Source organism: Sphingobium sp. FG58, from assembly GCF_057809055.1.
Genome location: NZ_JBMDJF010000002.1, coordinates 347,169 through 364,473, shown reverse-complemented (window position 1 = coordinate 364,473; position 17,305 = coordinate 347,169). Strand labels below are relative to the sequence as shown.

The 17,305-nt window shown below is 64.8% G+C and carries 16 protein-coding genes; 11 read left to right on the top strand and 5 right to left on the bottom strand.

All coding sequences use genetic code 11. The features are described from left to right. Positions 1-128: 128 nt before the first annotated feature. Positions 129-1,409, bottom strand: a complete 1,281-nt coding sequence (gene serS, locus ACODR8_RS04510) for a serine--tRNA ligase (protein ID WP_489006130.1) — start codon at positions 1,407-1,409, stop codon at positions 129-131. Between the two features lie 93 nt (positions 1,410-1,502). Here serS and ACODR8_RS04505 point away from each other — a divergent pair, with 93 nt between their 5' ends. The 5 genes from ACODR8_RS04505 (at position 1,503) to ACODR8_RS04485 (ending at position 4,656) form a co-directional block, all read left to right on the top strand. Continuing rightward, positions 1,503-1,943 (top strand): host attachment family protein, encoded by a 441-nt coding sequence (locus ACODR8_RS04505; RefSeq protein WP_119744322.1) that lies wholly within the window; start codon positions 1,503-1,505, stop codon positions 1,941-1,943. Positions 1,944-2,204: 261 nt separating this feature from the next. Then, a complete protein-coding gene (locus ACODR8_RS04500; RefSeq protein ID WP_489006129.1) occupies positions 2,205-2,603 on the top strand; it encodes a hypothetical protein in 399 nt (132 codons plus the stop codon). A gap of 12 nt (positions 2,604-2,615) precedes the next feature. Further along, a complete protein-coding gene (locus ACODR8_RS04495) occupies positions 2,616-3,176 on the top strand; it encodes a hypothetical protein (protein ID WP_489006128.1) in 561 nt (186 codons plus the stop codon). 572 nt (positions 3,177-3,748) lie between these two features. Then, positions 3,749-4,213 carry an RNA polymerase-binding protein DksA gene (gene dksA, locus ACODR8_RS04490; protein WP_006966545.1) on the top strand — a complete coding sequence of 155 codons (465 nt, stop codon included), beginning with the start codon at positions 3,749-3,751 and terminating at the stop codon, positions 4,211-4,213. Between the two features lie 68 nt (positions 4,214-4,281). Continuing rightward, positions 4,282-4,656 (top strand): PilZ domain-containing protein, encoded by a 375-nt coding sequence (locus ACODR8_RS04485; RefSeq protein WP_489006127.1) that lies wholly within the window; start codon positions 4,282-4,284, stop codon positions 4,654-4,656. Between the two features lie 164 nt (positions 4,657-4,820). Here the strand turns inward: ACODR8_RS04485 and ACODR8_RS04480 are convergent, their stop codons facing one another. Next, positions 4,821-4,979, bottom strand: a complete 159-nt coding sequence (locus ACODR8_RS04480) for a YdcH family protein (RefSeq protein WP_006966541.1) — start codon at positions 4,977-4,979, stop codon at positions 4,821-4,823. Between the two features lie 188 nt (positions 4,980-5,167). Here ACODR8_RS04480 and ACODR8_RS04475 point away from each other — a divergent pair, with 188 nt between their 5' ends. The 6 genes from ACODR8_RS04475 to ACODR8_RS04450 all read left to right on the top strand — a co-directional run bounded on the left by ACODR8_RS04475 (position 5,168) and on the right by ACODR8_RS04450 (position 14,563). Further along, a complete protein-coding gene (locus ACODR8_RS04475) occupies positions 5,168-5,347 on the top strand; it encodes a YdcH family protein (protein WP_037492337.1) in 180 nt (59 codons plus the stop codon). A 122-nt stretch (positions 5,348-5,469) separates the two neighbouring features. Continuing rightward, positions 5,470-5,949: a DUF1465 family protein gene (locus ACODR8_RS04470; protein ID WP_489006126.1), complete on the top strand. Its 480-nt coding sequence runs from the start codon at positions 5,470-5,472 to the stop codon at positions 5,947-5,949. Positions 5,950-6,125: 176 nt separating this feature from the next. Further along, positions 6,126-8,174, top strand: a complete 2,049-nt coding sequence (locus tag ACODR8_RS04465) for an autotransporter assembly complex protein TamA (RefSeq protein ID WP_489006125.1) — start codon at positions 6,126-6,128, stop codon at positions 8,172-8,174. After that, positions 8,174-12,352, top strand: a complete 4,179-nt coding sequence (locus tag ACODR8_RS04460; RefSeq protein ID WP_489006124.1) for a translocation/assembly module TamB domain-containing protein — start codon at positions 8,174-8,176, stop codon at positions 12,350-12,352. The genes ACODR8_RS04465 and ACODR8_RS04460 overlap by 1 nt, the downstream gene beginning before the upstream one ends. 2 nt (positions 12,353-12,354) lie before the next feature. Continuing rightward, positions 12,355-13,734: an L-serine ammonia-lyase gene (locus ACODR8_RS04455; protein ID WP_489006123.1), complete on the top strand. Its 1,380-nt coding sequence runs from the start codon at positions 12,355-12,357 to the stop codon at positions 13,732-13,734. 175 nt (positions 13,735-13,909) lie between these two features. Next, a complete protein-coding gene (locus ACODR8_RS04450; RefSeq protein WP_489006122.1) occupies positions 13,910-14,563 on the top strand; it encodes an outer membrane protein in 654 nt (217 codons plus the stop codon). Positions 14,564-14,716: 153 nt separating this feature from the next. On the opposite strand, the gene pyrF is transcribed toward ACODR8_RS04450, so the two are convergent. The 3 genes from pyrF to ACODR8_RS04435 all read right to left on the bottom strand — a co-directional run bounded on the left by pyrF (position 14,717) and on the right by ACODR8_RS04435 (position 17,279). Beyond that, positions 14,717-15,391 (bottom strand): orotidine-5'-phosphate decarboxylase, encoded by a 675-nt coding sequence (gene pyrF / locus ACODR8_RS04445; protein WP_489006121.1) that lies wholly within the window; start codon positions 15,389-15,391, stop codon positions 14,717-14,719. Continuing rightward, on the bottom strand, positions 15,388-15,741 hold the full coding sequence (locus ACODR8_RS04440) for a LapA family protein (protein ID WP_489006120.1): 354 nt from the start codon (positions 15,739-15,741) through the stop codon (positions 15,388-15,390). Before ACODR8_RS04440 ends, pyrF begins: the two co-directional genes overlap by 4 nt. A gap of 125 nt (positions 15,742-15,866) precedes the next feature. Continuing rightward, a complete protein-coding gene (locus tag ACODR8_RS04435; RefSeq protein ID WP_489006119.1) occupies positions 15,867-17,279 on the bottom strand; it encodes a sugar porter family MFS transporter in 1,413 nt (470 codons plus the stop codon). Between the last annotated feature and the right edge of the window lie 26 nt (positions 17,280-17,305).

Sequence of the window (17,305 nt, the reverse complement as noted above, 5' to 3'; positions counted from 1 at the left end):
CCTCCCCGGCACGGGGAGGGGGACCGCGCCCGAAGGGCGTGGTGGAGGGGGATTGCCCCAAACACAGCGCCTGCCGACAGCCCCCTCCACCATGCTGCGCATGGTCCCCCTCCCCGTACCGGGGAGGATCATTTGCGCGGCTCCAGCACCGTCACCCCACCCATATAAGGCGCCAGCACCTCCGGCACGATCACGCTGCCATCGGCCTGCTGGTAATTTTCCAGTACCGCCACCAGCGTCCGTCCCACGGCCAGCCCCGACCCGTTCAGCGTATGGAGGAAGCGCGTCTGCTTCTCCCCCTCCGGCTTGTAGCGGGCGTTCATCCGCCGCGCCTGAAAATCGCCGCAGTTGGAAACGGAGCTGATCTCGCGATACGTATTCTGGCTGGGCAGCCACACTTCCAGATCCCACGTCTTGCGCGCGCCAAAGCCCATGTCGCCGGTGCAGAGCAACATCTTGCGATAGGGCAGGGCAAGCGCCTGGAGGATGCCCTCCGCCGCCGCGCACATGCGTTCATGCTCGGCCTCCGACTCGTCGGGCGCGCAGATCGCGACCAGCTCGACCTTCTCGAACTGATGCTGGCGGATGAACCCGCGCGTATCGCGTCCGGCGGACCCGGCTTCGGATCGGAAACAGGGGGTCAGCGCGGTCAGCCGGACGGGCAGGTCGGCCAGCGGCACGATCTGGTTGGCGACCAGATTGGTCAGGCTGACTTCGGCGGTCGGGATCAGCCAGCGGCCATCGGTCGTCCTGAACAGATCCTCGGCGAATTTGGGCAATTGGCCGGTGCCGAACAGCGCCTCGTCGCGCACCAGCAGAGGCGGATTGACCTCCTCATAGCCATTCTCAGCCGTCTGCCGATCCAGCATGAACTGCGCCAGCGCCCGGTGCAGCCGCGCCATCTGGCCGCGGAGCGCGGTGAAGCGCGCGCCGGACAAGGCTGCGCCGCCCTCAAAATCCAGCCCCAGCGCCGGGCCGAAATCGGCATGGTCCTGCGGCGCAAAGTCGAAGTCGCGCACATTGCCCCAGCGGTTCACCTCGACATTGTCGGCTTCACTGTCGCCTTGCGGCACATCGTCGGCAGGCAGGTTGGGGATCGCCGCCAGCATCGCGCCCAGTGCGTCGCCAACCTCGCGATCCTGCGCTTCCAGCGCGGGCGTGCCTTCCTTGATCGCTGCGACTTCGGCCTTCAGTGCTTCCGCCTTCTCGACGTCCTTCGCCGCCATGGCCTGACCGATCAGCTTGCTCGCCTCGTTGCGACGGGCTTGCCCCACTTGCAATTGCGTCTTGAGCGCCCGGCTTTGCTCGTCCAGCGCCAATATCTCGGCGGACAGGGGCGCCAGCCCGCGCCGGGCCAGGCCAGCGTCGAAAGCAGCAGGATTTTCGCGGATGAAACGGATGTCGTGCATGGGCCAGTCCTATGCCGCCGTGCGACGGGCCACGCAACCCTGCGCGCTGTCATCCGTTAGGCAAGCATCCCGTAAAATGAAAAGGACAAGGCGATGCAGATAGACCAGGACGCGCTCATATTGGTGGCCGACGGCCGCAAGATGCTGTTTTTCCGTAACAAGGGCGACGCCGCCATCCCCAGCCTGGAAACCGAGCAGGTCGAAAAGCAGGATAATCCGGCCGGTCGCGATCAGGGGACGGACACGCCCGGTCGCGCCTTCAGCTCGGTCGGCGGACATCGCAGCGCCATGTCGGAAACCAATTTCCACGATCTGGAAGAGGACCGGTTCGCAGCGCAAGCCGCCGACATCCTCAAGCACCGCGCCTTTGCCAACGACTATGAGAAACTGATCATCGTCGCCCCGCCCGGCACGCTGGGCGAAATGCGCAAACATTATCACAAGGAAGTCGAAAGCCGCCTGACCGGTGAGATCGCCAAGGATCTGGTCAACCATCCGATCGCCGACATCGAACGGATCATCGCCGATAATTGATTTGGGAGCGGTTTGTAGCAAGATGCACTGGACCAGTCTGCATCTCCCCTTCCCAGCGGGGAGGGGTCGGGGGAGGGGGAGCGAGGCGAAGCCGAGCGTCCGCGCTGGCCGCAGTACACCCCCACCCAGCCTCCCCCTCAAAGGGGGAGGAGCCTTACAGATCACGATCATCGCAGTGGTGGTTCGGCATAAACGAAAAGGGCGGCCCCCGCTATCGGGAGCCGCCCTTTTTCGCGTCACTGCCTGACGGATCAGGCGGCCTTGTCGCCCTTGCGCTCGGCAAAGCGGCGGCGGGCGACCAGCGCGACCGCGGCTGCGCCGAACAGCAGGATCATCGGCGGGGCAGGGACGTCGGTGCCGCCGCTGCTGCTCGATCCGCCGCTGGAGCTGCTGGACGAGGAGGAAGAGCTGCTGCTCGACGAGGAGGACGAACCGCTCGACCCCGAACTGCCGCTGGAACCGGAGCTGCCGCTCGATCCGCTGCTGCCCGTGCTGCCGAAGCTGGACGAACCGCCCGAAGAGGAGGAACTGCCCGACGAGGAGGAGGAGGACGAGCTGCTGCCGCTCGACCCGGAACTGCCCGACGATCCGCTGCTGCCGCTCGATCCCGAACTGCCGCTGGAGCCGGAGCTGCCACCCGATCCGCCGCTTGACCCGTGACCATGGCCAGGCTTGCCCGGCTTGCCGCCGCTCGATCCGCCCGAACTGCTCGATGAAGAGCTGGACGAGGAGGATGAGGACGAAGAGCTGGAACTGGACGAACTGCTGCTGCTGACATTGCCGCTGGAGGTCGACACGTTACCGCTCGACGTCGACACGCCGCTCGATGTGGACACGTTGCCGCTGGAGGTGGAAACGCCACCCGTGGAGGTCGAGACGCCACCGGTGGAGGTCGAAACGCCGCCGGTCGATGTGGACACGCCGCCCGTGGTCGAACTGGTCGAGCTGCTGATGCCGCCGGTCGAGCTGCTGGTCGAGGAGATCACCACCGACCCGCCACCGCTGCCGCCGCCACCGCCGCCGAAGAAACCACCGACGAAGCCGCCGCCGCCAAAGCCGCCGCCACCGCCCATGACCATGGGAACGGCACCGCCGCCGCCCGACATCATCGGCATTTCGGCCATCGGTGCTGGCAGGGGAATGGGCGCTTGCTGGGTGACGACCGTCACCGTGCGCGGTGTGCTGGTCGTGACCGTCCGCACCACCTTGCGCTTCACTGTCCGCACGGCATAGCGTTTCCGGGGCGCTGCCGCCTTTGTGCTTTTGCTGCTGTGGACCACTGCCGGTCGCGCATTTTCAGCGACATGCACCGCGCCACCGCCGATGATCGCCCCGCCGCAAGTGCAGGCGCACAATTTAGCCAAAGCCATCCGTACCGACATAGGGTCCACTCTTCATCTTGTTGTCCTGCAACCCGGCATTGGCGTTATCCAATGAAGGGCTGCTTGGAACTTCCTATGCGCAAGAACGCAAAAGAAAGCGTTAACTGCAACGGTGTTAACCCTGAATGTGATGATCAAGTCGAGGGAAATCCTGCCTTCTTCCCAAGGGAAATGGTTAACGTCCCACTATGGAACGACTGTCGCGTGCCGGGTAAAAATCGCTTGGCATGTTTCGCCCTTTTGCCCGGCGGGTCGGACTCGGCGGGGCAGGCTGTCGCTCTCCTGCGAAATCCGACAGAATGAAGCGCAAGCGCAAGAATGCCCGCTTGTGTCGCCCTGCGCCCATCGCTATGAGGCGCCCTCAATGAAAAGTCATGGGCGCCCGGACGTTAAGCGCCGGCGTCCTCCGAGTCGGAGAGCCAGATGGCATCGGTCCTGAATTCCGATAAAGACGGCGACAAGCCGCCCAAATCGACTGTCGAACTTCCTGCTGATTACCGGCCGTCCGCCGATGAGGAATTCATGAACCCGCTCCAGCTGGAATATTTCCGGCAGCGGCTGTGGGACTGGAAGAAGCAGATCCACGCCGAAGCGGAAGGGACGCTGGCCGTCCTTCAGAATGAGCCGCTGCGCGAACCTGACCTGAACGATCGCGCATCCAGCGAGACCGACTGGTCGATCGAACTGCGCACCCGCGACCGCCAGCGCAAGCTGATTTCCAAGATCGAGGCGGCGCTCCGCCGGATCGAGGATGGCGAATATGGCTATTGCGAAGTCACCGGCGAACCGATTTCGCTGGGCCGACTGGAGGCTCGGCCGATCGCGACGATGACGGTCGAAGCGCAGGAACGGCACGAGCGGCAAGAGAAGATCTCGCGCGACGATTAACCCTTTCTCCATTCCCCCGCGACTATAATGCCCACCAATTATCTGGCATTTTATTCGCGGGTCTTGGCATGAACGACGAACAGGATTCTTCCGATCGGGGACCGGCACGCTCCGCGCCGCGTGACAGCCTGTTCCTGCTCACCAGCTTCATGACGCCCGAAGGTGCGCCGCTGGGCAAGGCCCGCGTCCGCAACCTGTCGGCCACCGGCCTGATGGCGGATTGCGAACGCGGCGTTCCTGCTGGCACCAGGGTGGAATTTGAACTGCGGGGCATCGGCAAGGTGACCGGCATCGTTGCCTGGGCGCGCGAGGACAAGATCGGCCTTGCCTTTGACGAACCGATCGACCCGCAACTGGCGCGCAAGCCGGTGTCGACCGGCACAGTGTCACAGGGGATGCCTGATTATCTGCGGCTGTACCAGCATAGCATTCCGCGCCGCTGATCCGACCAGGCATTCATCCGGCCAGGCAGTAAAAAGCCCCGCCAACCAACTGGTTGCGGGGCGTTTTACTGTCTGAACAATAGGGACCGGAATGATCGGGAAGGGTCGGACCGGCAGTCTGTCGCCGCCGGGTCCCAACCTCCTCCCGTATCGCGCACTGCTGCTTAGTGCTGCGCTTCCAGTTCTTCCTTCAACCGCAATTTCTGCTTCTTGAGCGAAGCGACCAAAATAGCGTCGGGCATGGGCCGACTCGTCTCCGCCTTGATTCGGGCGTCGATACCTGCGTGCTTGGCAGAAAGAGCTGAAATGTGGCTGTTTTCCATAACATTCTCCAGATGAGGGGTGATGGATGACGAAGTAGATCATGAAATATTCGGCTTGTCTCGCCCTGATTCGCACCCTGCGCCTGAATGAGAAAATTTTGCGATGGCCCGCATCCGGGCGGCGGGTTATCAGGGCATATGACGAGCATGGTTGACGGATCGGGGGCGCAGTGAGCCGGGAAGATATTATGCGCCGACTGGAGCTGTTGCGGGTGGAGCATCGCGACCTCGACAGCGCGATCGCCGTTCTGATGGCGGCGGGCGCGGGCGACCAGATGCAGATTGCCCGGTTCAAGAAACGCAAGCTGCGCCTGCGCGACGAAATCGCCCAGCTGGAGGACGCGCTGGTGCCGGACATCATTGCGTAAATTCGTTTCGATGTCGGAATATTGTGGTTAACGCCGGGCTAACCGACCCTGAATGGGACAGCGCGCGCTAAAAGCGCACCGGCGGGCCTGACAAGGTTGCGATAATATGTCACTCATCCTTCATGCAAAGCGCAGCCTTTCTGGATCGTGGCCTTCACCGCCGACTGGTCGACGGCCTTTATCTCGAAGCCATGGTCATGGCTGACGAGGCGCGATCCTATTTTGACGGCAGCACAAGCACCGATGAGGGGATGAGCGATCCGCTGCGCCGCGTCTCCTTCGCCTGCGAATCGCTTAAAGTGACGACCCGCCTGATGCACATCATCGCCTGGCTGCTCAGCCAGCGGGCGTGGCAGCGTGGCGAGATTGGCGACGCGGACCTGTCGGACGAGAAATATCGACTGGGCCGCGCGACCCAGACGGCACCTGAACTCGCCGCCGGTTTCCCCTTCATGGCTCGATCGCTGATCGATGCGAGCCAGGAATTATATGACCGGGTTGCCCGGTTGCAGGACCGGATGGACCTGATGATGGGTCCGGCCACGGTCAAGGATGCCAACCCGGCCCGCGCGCTGATCGACCGGCTGCACAGCGCCTTCTGATCGTATTTCGGTTGCCGCACCGGCCCACACCCCCACCCGACCTCCCATTCAGGATACACTCTGTGGGCGGTCGGGTGGGGGTGTGGGCCGGTGCGGGTGCAACCTCTGAGCATTTGGCCGCATTCTTCGCTTTCTAAGGCTGGCGCTTTCGCCCGCACTTGGTCTAGACCATCGCCATGATCCATGGTTTGCGGACCTTTCGCCGCCCTTCTGGCCGCCCGCACCCCGCACGGCTCCTGCTTGTTCCGATGCTGCTCGCCTGTCCGGGCGGCGCGCTGGCGCAGTCCGTCACGCCGCCAGACGCCATGCCGGACATCGACCAGTCGCTCGACACCATGCCCGACATCGGCCTGGACTGGCCCGACATGGGGCAAGAAGATAGCGTCAAGCCGCTGCCCGACGATCCGGCTGACGTGCAGGTGGCAACGCCTGACGCTGCGCCCGATGCCAGCGCGCCGGTCGAGCCGGTCGAGGAAGCCGCGACCTTCGCCGACGCAGGGGAGGAACGGCGCTATACCGTCCAGCTCACCGGCGTCGACACGATCGCCGATGCCACCTTCAAGCTGCGCTTCGACGAATTGTCCGCATTGCGGCTGGGGGAGGGCAAGGCCGCCAACCTGGCGCAGATCAACCGTCGGATCAAAGAGGATGACGAGCTGCTCGACCGGCTGTTGCGCGCCAAGGGCTATTATGCCGCGCGCATCCGGGGTGCCGTCGCCGCGCCGCCCGCAGGCAGCGACCGGCTTGCCGTCAGTTTCGACATCACGCCCGGCCCGCAATATCTGCTCGAATCGGTTGACCTCACCGGTCTCGCCGAGACGGGCGACAAGGAAGCGCAACTGCGCGCCGCTTTCCCGCCCAAGGTCGGCGATCCGGTCGATGCCGATGCGATCCTGGCCGGGCGCGACGCACTGTCGGCGGTGCTGGCCGAAACCGGCTTTCCCTTCGCAAAGGTCGATGAACCCGAAGTGCGGATCGACCATGAGGAGCGCAAGGGCGACCTCGACATCATCGTCACGCCCGGCGGCTATCGCAGCTTCGGCGCGATCCGCATGAACGACGACAAGCTGTTCAGCGCCCACCATGTCCAGGAAATCGCCCGCTTCGACCCCGGCGATCCGTACAAGGCGTCGGATGTCGAGGATCTGCGCCGCGCCATTGTCGCGACCGGCCTTGTCTCCTCGGTCAGCCTGACGCCCAAAGAGGCAGGCGACGGCACCCATGTCGATCTCGCCGTCGATGTCCGCCCTGCACCGCTGCGCACAATTGCGGGCCAGCTGGGCTATGGCACGGGCGAAGGCTATCGCGCCGAAGTCAGCTGGCAGCATCGCAACTTCTTCCCGCCCGAAGGCGCAGTGACGGTGCGCGGTGTCGTCGGCACACAGGAACAGACCGCCTCCTTCACCTATCGCCGCAACAATTTCCACCGTCGCGATAATGTGCTGACCGGCCTGTTGTCGGTCAGCAACATCAAGCGCGATGCCTATGATGCGCGCACCATCACCCTGTCGGGCGGGTTGGAGCGGCAGACCAACATCTTGTTCCAGAAGGACTGGGTCTGGCGTTTCGGCGCGGAACTGATCGCGTCGGACGAAGCCGATGCCTTCAGCGGCGGCGCGCGCCGTACTTTCCTGATCGGCGCGATCCCGTTGAGCCTCACCTATGACGGCAGCGACGACCTGCTGAACCCGACCAAGGGGTTTCGTTTAGGCGGCCGGATCAGTCCCGAACTCTCCTTTCAGGACAAGACTTTCGGCTATGCCAAGGTGCAGGTCGATGGCAGCCTCTATCAGCCGATGGGCGAAAAGCTGGTGGTCGCCGCCCGCGCGCGCTTTGGCACTATCCTGGGTTCTACGGTCGACCAGATCGCGCCGTCGCGGCGTTTCTATGCCGGTGGCGGCGCGTCGGTGCGCGGCTATGGCTATCAGGCGATCGGCCCGCGTTTCGGCGTCGATAACGATCCGGTCGGTGGCAAGAGTCTCGCCGAATTTTCGCTGGAGGCGCGGGTGCGCTTTGGCAATTTCGGCGTCGTGCCCTTCGTCGATGCCGGCAATATCTCCACCACCTTCCTGCCGCGCTTCCGCGACCTGCGCATCGGCACCGGGCTTGGCCTGCGTTACTATAGCAGCTTCGGGCCGATCCGCATCGACGTCGGCACGCCGATCAACCCGCAAAAGGGCGACCCGCGCGTCGCCGTCTATGTGTCCTTGGGGCAGGCCTTCTGATGACGGACGACGCCCCCGCCGCCAAGCCGCATCGCCGCCGCGCCTGGGACGGGCGGTGGCAGCGCTGGCTGGTCGGCATCGTCGCATCGCTGCTGCTGATCGTGGTCGGCGCGCTGGCGTGGCTCGATACATCATCGGGCCATCGCTTCCTGATCAGCCGGATCGCGACGATCAAGCCGCCATCGGGCCTGCGCATCCAGGTCGACCGCATCGACGGCAGCATCTATCGCAAGGCGGTCCTGCACAATCTGACCCTGTCCGATCCCAGGGGCCGTTTCTTCGACGCGCCACGGGTGGAGCTGGACTGGTGGCCCTTCGCCTGGGCCTATAACCGGCTGGATATCGACCGGCTGGTGATCCCGCGCGCCACCCTGCACAAATTGCCCAAACTCAATCCCAGCCTGAAACAGGGTCCGATCCTGCCCGGTTTCGACATTCGCCTGATGCAATTCTCCGTCGGGCAGCTGACGATCGCGCCGGGCATCACGGGACGGGTGCAGCAGGCGACGATGGCGGGCGACGCCGACATTCGCGGCGGACGCGCGATCATCGATCTGACCGCCCGCGTCATCGACGGGCAGGACGCGCTGACCATCGCGCTCGACAGCCGCCCCGACAATGACCGCTTCCGCCTGGACGTCACCGTCAACGCGCCCAAAGGCGGCGTGCTGGCGGCGATGGCGGGCCTGAAACAGGACGCCAATCTGCGCATCGGCGGCAAGGGGGGCTGGAGCCGCTGGGACGGTCGCCTGTCCGCCACGCTCGACAGCCAGCCTGTCGCCGACTTCGTGCTGGCCGCGCGCAGCGGCGCTTATTCGGCGCGCGGTTCGATCGAGGGTGGCGCGATTGCCGGCACCGGCCTTGTGCAGCGCCTCGCCGCGCCGCGCCTCGCTGTCCGCGCCAATGGCACGATGGTCGACCGGGTGATCGACGGGCGCCTCTGGCTCCGTTCCGCCGCGATCGATCTGGATGCGGACGGCGCGCTCGACCTGCGCAACAGCGCGCTCGACAATATGCTGGTGCAGCTGAAACTCGCCCGCCCGCAGGCCTTGCTCAAAAATATGCGGGGTCAGGATGTCGCGGCGAAGATCCGCCTCGATGGCCCCTTCGCGACGTTGGGCTATGAATATCTGCTCACCGCCCGCCAGCTGGCCTTCGACAAGACGTTGATCAGCACTGTGCGGATGGATGGCAAGGGTCGTCGGGCGGAGAATGGCCCGGCGCTGATCCCGCTGCGCCTGCGCGCCGCGCGGCTCGACGGGCAGGGCGAACTGGTCGAGGGCATCATCCGCAATTTTGCGCTCGATGGCGTCCTTCAGCTGAACGGCCAGCAGATCGTCAGCAACCCGATGGACGTGCGCTCCGACAAGCTGCGCGGCAAGCTGGTCATGCTCGCGGACCTCAAGACTGGTCGCTATGATTTCGGCCTGGATGGCCAGATCAACGGCCTGGCCATTCGCGGCCTCGGCATTGTCGATCTGACCTCCAAGCTGCGCGCGGTCCCCGGTCCCAATGGCAGCTTTGGCCTCAGCGGCAATGCGCTGGCGCGGGTGCGGCGGCTGGACAATGAATTTCTGCGCACGCTGGGCGGCGGCCTGCCGACCGTGCGCAGCGCGCTTGCGCTCCGCCCCGACGGGCAGTTGGCACTGACCAATTTGCGGCTCGACGCGCCGTTGCTGACGCTCACCGGCAATGGCCTGCGTCACCGCGACGGCACGCTCCATCTGGAGGGGCAGGGGCGGCACGGCCAATATGGTCCGGTCACACTGACGCTGGATGGCAAGATTGAGCGCCCGACCATCGACCTGCTGCTCGCCAGCCCGATGAAGGCGCTGGGCCTGCGCGACGTACGCGCGAAGCTGATCCCCGATGCGACCGGTTACAGCTATACTGCCGCGGGCGGATCGACCCTTGGTCCGTTCACCGGACGCGGCGTCATCCTGTTGCCGCAGGGCGGGCAGGCGGTCGTGCGCATCGCCCGGATCGACGTGTCCGGCGTCACCGCCAGCGGCGATATTCGCCCGGTGACGGGTGGTCTTGATGGGCAGTTGGCCGTCAATGGTCCCGTCACCGGCTATATCAGCCTGAAACCGGTGGGCGCGATCCAGCAGGTGCAGCTCAAACTCACTGCTAACGACGCCAGTTTCGACGGGCCGACCGTCATTGCGGTGCGGCGCGGCACGCTGGACGCGACGATGCTGCTCGATCCATCCCGCACCACGCTGACCGCCACGGCGCAGGCGCGGGGTCTGCGCGTTGGCGGCGTGCTGCTAGGGCGCTTTGCCGCCAATGCCGATCTGGTCGATGGCCGGGGCAAGATACGCGGCAGCCTGTCGGGCCAGCGCGGCCGTATCTTCGACATACAGGGCGAAGCGCAGGTCGATGCCGACCGCATCCGCCTGACCGCTGGCGGCACCATCGACAAGCGTCCCATCCGCCTGACCCGCGCGGCGCTACTGACCCGCACCGTCGATGGCTGGAAACTGTCGCCCGCGACCATCAGCTATGCGGGCGGATCGTTGCAACTGGCGGGCGAACTGGGCAGCACCTCCACCCATGTCGAGGCGCGGATGCAGAAATTGCCGCTCTCCCTGCTCGACATTGGCTATGACAATCTGGGGCTGGGCGGCACGGCGACCGGGTCATTAAGCTATGCCCAGCCGCGCGGCGGCGGCCTGCCGACCGGCACGGCGGAACTGCGCATCCGTGGCCTGTCGCGGTCGGGCCTGTCGCTCAGCTCCCGCCCGGTCGATGTCGGCCTCAATGCCGCGCTGACCGCCGATCGCCTCGCCACCCGCATGATCTTCGTCGCCGATGGCAAGACGATCGGCCGGGCGCAGGCCTTGCTCAATCCTTTGGGTCGTGAGGGCGGGCTGGTCGAGCGCTTGAACCGTGCGCCCTTCTTCGCGCAATTGCGTTACGGCGGCACGGCGGACACGCTGTGGCGGCTGACCGGTGTGGAGATTGTCGACATTGGCGGTCCCGTCAATGTCTCCGCCGACATGCGCGGCACACTCGGCACCCCGCAAATCACTGGATCGCTGGCGACCGACAATGCCGCGATCAACAGTCCCGTCACCGGAATGCGCCTGAAAAATGTCAAGGCGCGTGGGCGCTTCTCCGGGGACCAGCTGGTCATCTCCAGCTTTGGCGCGACCGCCCAAAATGGCGGCACGGTCAGCGGCACCGGCCGCTTCACCTTCAACGGCATAGCGGGCGTCGGCATGGACCTGGCGATGCAGGCGGACAATGCTGCGCTGCTGGAGCGCGACGATATCGCCGCCACCGTCACCGGGCCGATCAGCCTGCGCTCCGATGGCGTGGGCGGGACAATCGGCGGCGACCTGACGCTCAACAAGAGCCGCTTCACCCTGGGCCGCGCCGCCGCCGTCGCGCAAATCCCCGAACTTGCGGTCACGGAAATCAACCGGCGCGGCGAGGAGGTTGAGCGGGTCCGCACCAATGTCCCCTGGGCGCTGGCGATCAAGGCGCGGGCGCGCAACCGCCTGACCGTCACCGGCCTTGGTCTCGACAGCGAATGGCGCGCCGATCTCGACATTGGCGGCACCGTCACCAGTCCGGCGATTGCGGGCCGGGCCGAACTGGTGCGTGGCGGCTATGAATTTGCCGGTCGCCGCTTCGACCTGCGCGAAGGCCGCATTCAGTTTGACGGCAGGACGCCGGTCAACCCGACGCTGGACATCGACGCCCAGGCCGATGTCAGCGACCTTACGGCTACCATCCATGTCGGCGGCACTGGCTTGAAACCCGAAATCACCTTCACCAGCGTGCCTGCCCTGCCGCAGGACGAACTGCTCTCCCGCATCCTGTTCGGCACCTCGATCACCAACCTGTCCGCGCCCGAAGCCCTGCAACTCGCCTCGGCCGTTGGGTCATTGCAGGGTGGCGGCGGGCTGGACCCGATCAATGCGGTGCGCAAGGCGGCGGGCCTCGACCGGCTGCGCATCATCGCCGCTGACCCGACGCAGGGGCAGGGGACGTCGATCGCGGCGGGCAAATATCTGACCCGCAAAACCTATGTCGAACTGATCACCGACGGGCAGGGCTATAGCGCCACCCGGATCGAATATCAGGTCACGCGCTGGCTCTCCTTGCTCGGTGCCATCTCGACCCTAGGCCGCGAAAGCGCCAATGTGCGCGTGTCGAAGGATTATTGAGCGTGACCAAATCGCGCATTGACGCTGCCGCTGCGATCAGCGTCATGGACCTGTTCACCATCGGCATCGGCCCGTCCAGTTCGCACACCGTCGGCCCGATGCGCGCGGCGCTGATGTTCATGGAATCGCTGCCCGCCCGGCCTGTCCGCGTCCGCTGCGATCTATACGGCTCACTCGCGCTGACCGGCCATGGCCATGCGACCGACAGCGCCATCCTGCTCGGCCTGTCCGGCTATAGTCCTGAAAGCGTCGATCCCGATGCCATCCCCGCTATCCTGCGCGCCATCCGCGACGATGGCCGCATCCGGTCGGGCGAGGACTGGATCGCATTTGAGGAAGCGCGCGACCTGATCTTCCACAAGGGTGAATTTCTGGAAGCGCACAGCAATGGAATGCGCTTTACCGCCTGGTTCGACGGGCAGGGCGATCGCCAAGTGCAGGATTATTACTCCATTGGCGGCGGCGCGGTTCTGCCCGGCAGCCCTCAGCCCGACGCGCCGCTCGGGCATAATATCGTCCAGCCCTATCCCTTCTCCTCCGGCGCGGAAATGCTGGCGCAGGGCGAAGCGACGGGCCTCTCCATCGCCACGCTGGTTCTGCGTAACGAAGGCGCGTGGCGGGTGCAGGCGGATACTGACGCCTTCCTCGACAGCGTGATCGACGCGATGAGCGCCTCGATCGACCGGGGCATGGCGCAGGAAGGGCTGCTGCCCGGTGGCCTGAAGGTCCGCCGCCGCGCCATGGCGATCCACCAGCGGCTACGCCTGCAACAGGACGCACTTGGCCCGGCACAGATTTTCGAATGGGTCAGCCTGTTCGCGCTGGCGGTGAATGAGGAGAATGCAGCCGGTGGCCGTGTCGTCACCGCCCCCACCAATGGCGCGGCGGGGGTGATCCCGGCGGTGCTGCACTATTATCGCCGCTTCGTCCCCGGCGCGGATCGCGATGGCGAGCGGCGCTTCCTGCTCACCGCCGCCGCCATCGGCTTCCTCTACAAGAAACGCGCGTCCATTTCGGCCGCTGAAATGGGCTGTCAGGGCGAAGTCGGCGTCGCTTGCTCCATGGCCGCAGCGGGCCTCGCCGCCGTGTTGGGCGGCACCAACGGGCAAATCGAGAACGCCGCCGAAATCGGCATGGAACATAATCTGGGCCTCACCTGCGACCCGATCGGCGGCCTCGTCCAGATCCCCTGCATCGAGCGCAATACGATGGGCGCGGTCAAGGCGATCAACGCCGCCTATCTCGCGCTCCAGGGCGATGGTCGCCATATCGTCAGCCTCGACGCGGTCATCGAAACCATGCGCCAGACAGGCGAAGATATGGCCAGCCGCTACAAGGAAACATCGCTCGGCGGGCTGGCCGTCAACGTGGTGGAATGCTGAGCAGCTTCCTATCGGCTCGTCCTTTTCAGGCCACAATATCGGGACGAGACGATCTTCACTGTGCCAATTTGGCAACATAAGTCTTTGTTTATCTTAGGTTCATGCAACCAACGGCTTTGCCCGGACTTCAACGTCTCACCCCTGCGGGGCGTGAATGACAATTGGAGTTAAGCATATGCGTAAGTTAGTGGTCGCAACCCTTTTGGCCGGAACCGCGGTCGCCTCACCTGCCCTGGCACAGGACACTGGCCCGACCTTCACCGGTCCCCGCGTCGAAGCGATTTTGGGCTATGACCATGTCGGTGCCGGCAGCGATGTCGACAATAATAATGGCCGCGACGACCAGTCGATCGACGGTCTGCTCTACGGTGTCGGCGCTGGTTACGACATCAATCTGGGCAGCGCGGTCGTCGGCGTCGAGGGCGAATATACCGACTCCACTGCCAAGAGCGACCGTTCCGACCTGACCGACCAGTTCGGTTTCGGCCGCGTCAGCCAGGGGCGTGACCTCTATGTCGGCGCACGCGCCGGTATCCTCGCCAGCCCCAACACTTTGGTCTATGTGAAGGGCGGCTATACCAACACCAAGCTCAACGTGCTCGCTGGCGACACGGACGAAACCACCGACACCGCGTTCAAGCTGGACGGCTGGCGCATCGGTGGTGGCGTGGAGCGCGCGATCAACCAGAACGCCTTTGCCAAGGTGGAATATCGCTACTCCAAATATGACAGCGCCCATATCGACTATATGGACGGCGCGACCAGCAGCGAATTCAACATCGACACCGACCGGCATCAGGTCGTGGCCAGCGTCGGCTGGCGCTTCTAAAGGCAGGTCTGCTGCGTCATCCTCCCCTTTAAGGGGAGGTGGCATCGCGTAGCGATGACGGAGGGGCGGTGTCCTCTCGATGGGCGACACCCCTCCGTCTGACCTGCGGCCCGACACCTCCCCTACAAGGGGAGGAATGAGCCGGATCACAGGTTACAGCGTCGCCTCAATCTCACGCGCGGCCAGATCGGGATTTTCCGCCAGGCTGATCGGACGTCCGACGACCAGGATGGACGCGCCGCGATCCAGCGCCTGTCGCGGCGTCACGGCGCGCTTCTGGTCGCCCATCGCGCCCCCTGCGGGTCGCACGCCCGGCACGACGAAGAAGCCGTCGGGCCAATGTTTCTTGACCATCGCGACTTCTTCGCCCGAACAGACGATCCCGTCCAGCCCGGCATTTTGCGCCAGATCGGCCAGTCGGCGAACTTGGTCCTCCGCTTTGCCGCCCACGCCAATGTCGAGCAGGTCCGCATCGTCCAGGCTGGTCAGCACGGTCACCGCCACCACCTTGGTCTTGATGCCTGCCGCGGCCTTGGCATCCTCCAGCATCGCCCGCCCGCCCGCGGCATGGACGGTCAGGATGGCCGGTTCCAGCAGGTGCAGCGCCTGCACCGCCTTGGCCACCGTATTGGGAATGTCGTGCAGTTTCAGGTCCAGAAAGATCGGCAGGCCGAACTTCATCATCTCATGCACGCCATGATGACCATTGGCGCAGAAAAATTCGAGCCCCAGTTTCAGCCCGCCGACATGATGACGCACCTGCTGCGCCAGATTTTGCGCCTTGTTGAGGTCCGGCGTGTCGATCGCGACGTAAAGGGGGCTGCTCATACGGGTCCTGCGGGGTTGAGGGGGGGAAGGGAGGGGATGGAGACGTCAGAGGCCAAAGGCGGCGTGGTAACAGGTGGCGAGGCAACTGGCGGCGCGGCGGTGGCGGCTGTCACGGCCAGCGCCCGCTCGGCGCTGTCCAGCCGCCGCTTCAACCGCCAGCGCGTCGCACGCGCCATGATCCAGAAGGGCAGCGCGCCCAGCAGAAACGCCCCGATCAGCAGCACCGGCAACTTGGTTTCCATCACCATGTCGCCCCACAGGCGGACGGTCACGGGTACATAATTCGCCATGCAGAAAAAGGCGAGGGCGACGGCGATCACGACCCAGAAGGCGGTCCGCAAAAATTGCATCGGCATATCCTCTTGCTGCTCAACCGGGGCAGCTTAGGCGATCCCGTGGCGTTTCGGAAGCGTCTGATCGTTTTTGTCGATGGCCGCTTCCAGCACGGCCGCCCGCAACAGGACCGGCCCGCCGCTCAGCCGACCATATCCTCAAGCTCGCGACCCTTGGTCTCCTGCACCATTTTGCGCACGAAAAAGTAGGATATCGCCGCAAACAGCGCATAGCCGCTATAGGTCATGACCAGTCCCGGCGACACCGCCAGCGCGGGAAAGCTGACCGAGATGGCGGCATTGGCGATCCACTGGGCAAAGCCGGCGACGGCCAGCCCCGATCCGCGAATCTGGTTGGGGAACATCTCGCCCAGCATCACCCACATGATCGGTCCCCAACTCATGTTGAAAAAGATCACATAGAGATTGGCGGCGATCAGGGCGATCAGGCCATTATGCCCCGGCAGGCTGACCCCGCCATCCGCGCCGGTGACCGCGGTGGAGAAAGCATAGGCGACGATCGCCAGCGTCACCGCCATGCCCGCCGATCCGATCAGCAGCAGCGGCTTGCGACCGATCCGGTCGATCAACAGCATCGACCCCAGGCAGGCACCAATCGACAGCACGCCCGACAATATGTTGATCTGCAACGCATTATCTTCGGAAAAGCCGACCGCTTCCCACAAGGTCGCGCCATAATAAAAGACGACGTTGATGCCGACCAGCTGCTGGAACACGGCGAGGCCAATGCCCGTCCACACGATCGGGCGGATATTGCCGCTGCTCTTGTCGATCAGGTCGGACAGCTTGGGCCGATGATGGTCGACGGCCAGACTGTCGCGAATCTCCACCACTTTGCGGGCGGCCTCCTGCGCGCCGAACAGCCGGGTCAGCACCGCTTCCGCTTCCGCATCGCGACCGCGCGCGACCAGATAGCGGGGGCTTTCGGGGATGAAGAGCAAGGCGACGAAATAGATCGCTGCCGGTATCGCCTGCAACCAGAACATCCAGCGCCATGCCGGGAAGTCCAGCCATAGCGGCGCGGTGGAGCTGCCAGCGTATCGCGCCAGAGCGAAATTGGCGATGAAGGCGCCGGTCAGGCCGGAAATGATCATGACCTGCTGTATGCTCGACAGCCGCCCGCGCACTGCCGCCGGAGTGACTTCGGAAATATAGACCGGCGAAATCACGCTCGCCGCGCCCACGCCCAGCCCGCCGATGATCCGGGCGAAGATGAAGATGGCCGACGACCCGGCAGCGCCCGCCAGCAGTGCGCTGACCAGAAACAGGATGGCCGCCAGCATCATGACGCCGCGCCGCCCGATCATGTCGGCCATCCGCCCTGCGCCAAAGGCGCCGATGGACGATCCGACCAGGATCGCGCCGACATTGACGCCAATGCCCAGCTTGCCCAGGTCAAAGGCGCTTTCCAGCCCCTTTTGCGTGCCGTTGATGACCCCGCTGTCATAGCCGAACATGAACCCGCCAATCGTCGCTACCGCGACGATCGCGGCGATAAAGGCCATGTTGACCTTCTCCGCGCTGCCCTCACTCATCCTCGTGCGTCCTTCCCGTTTTATAT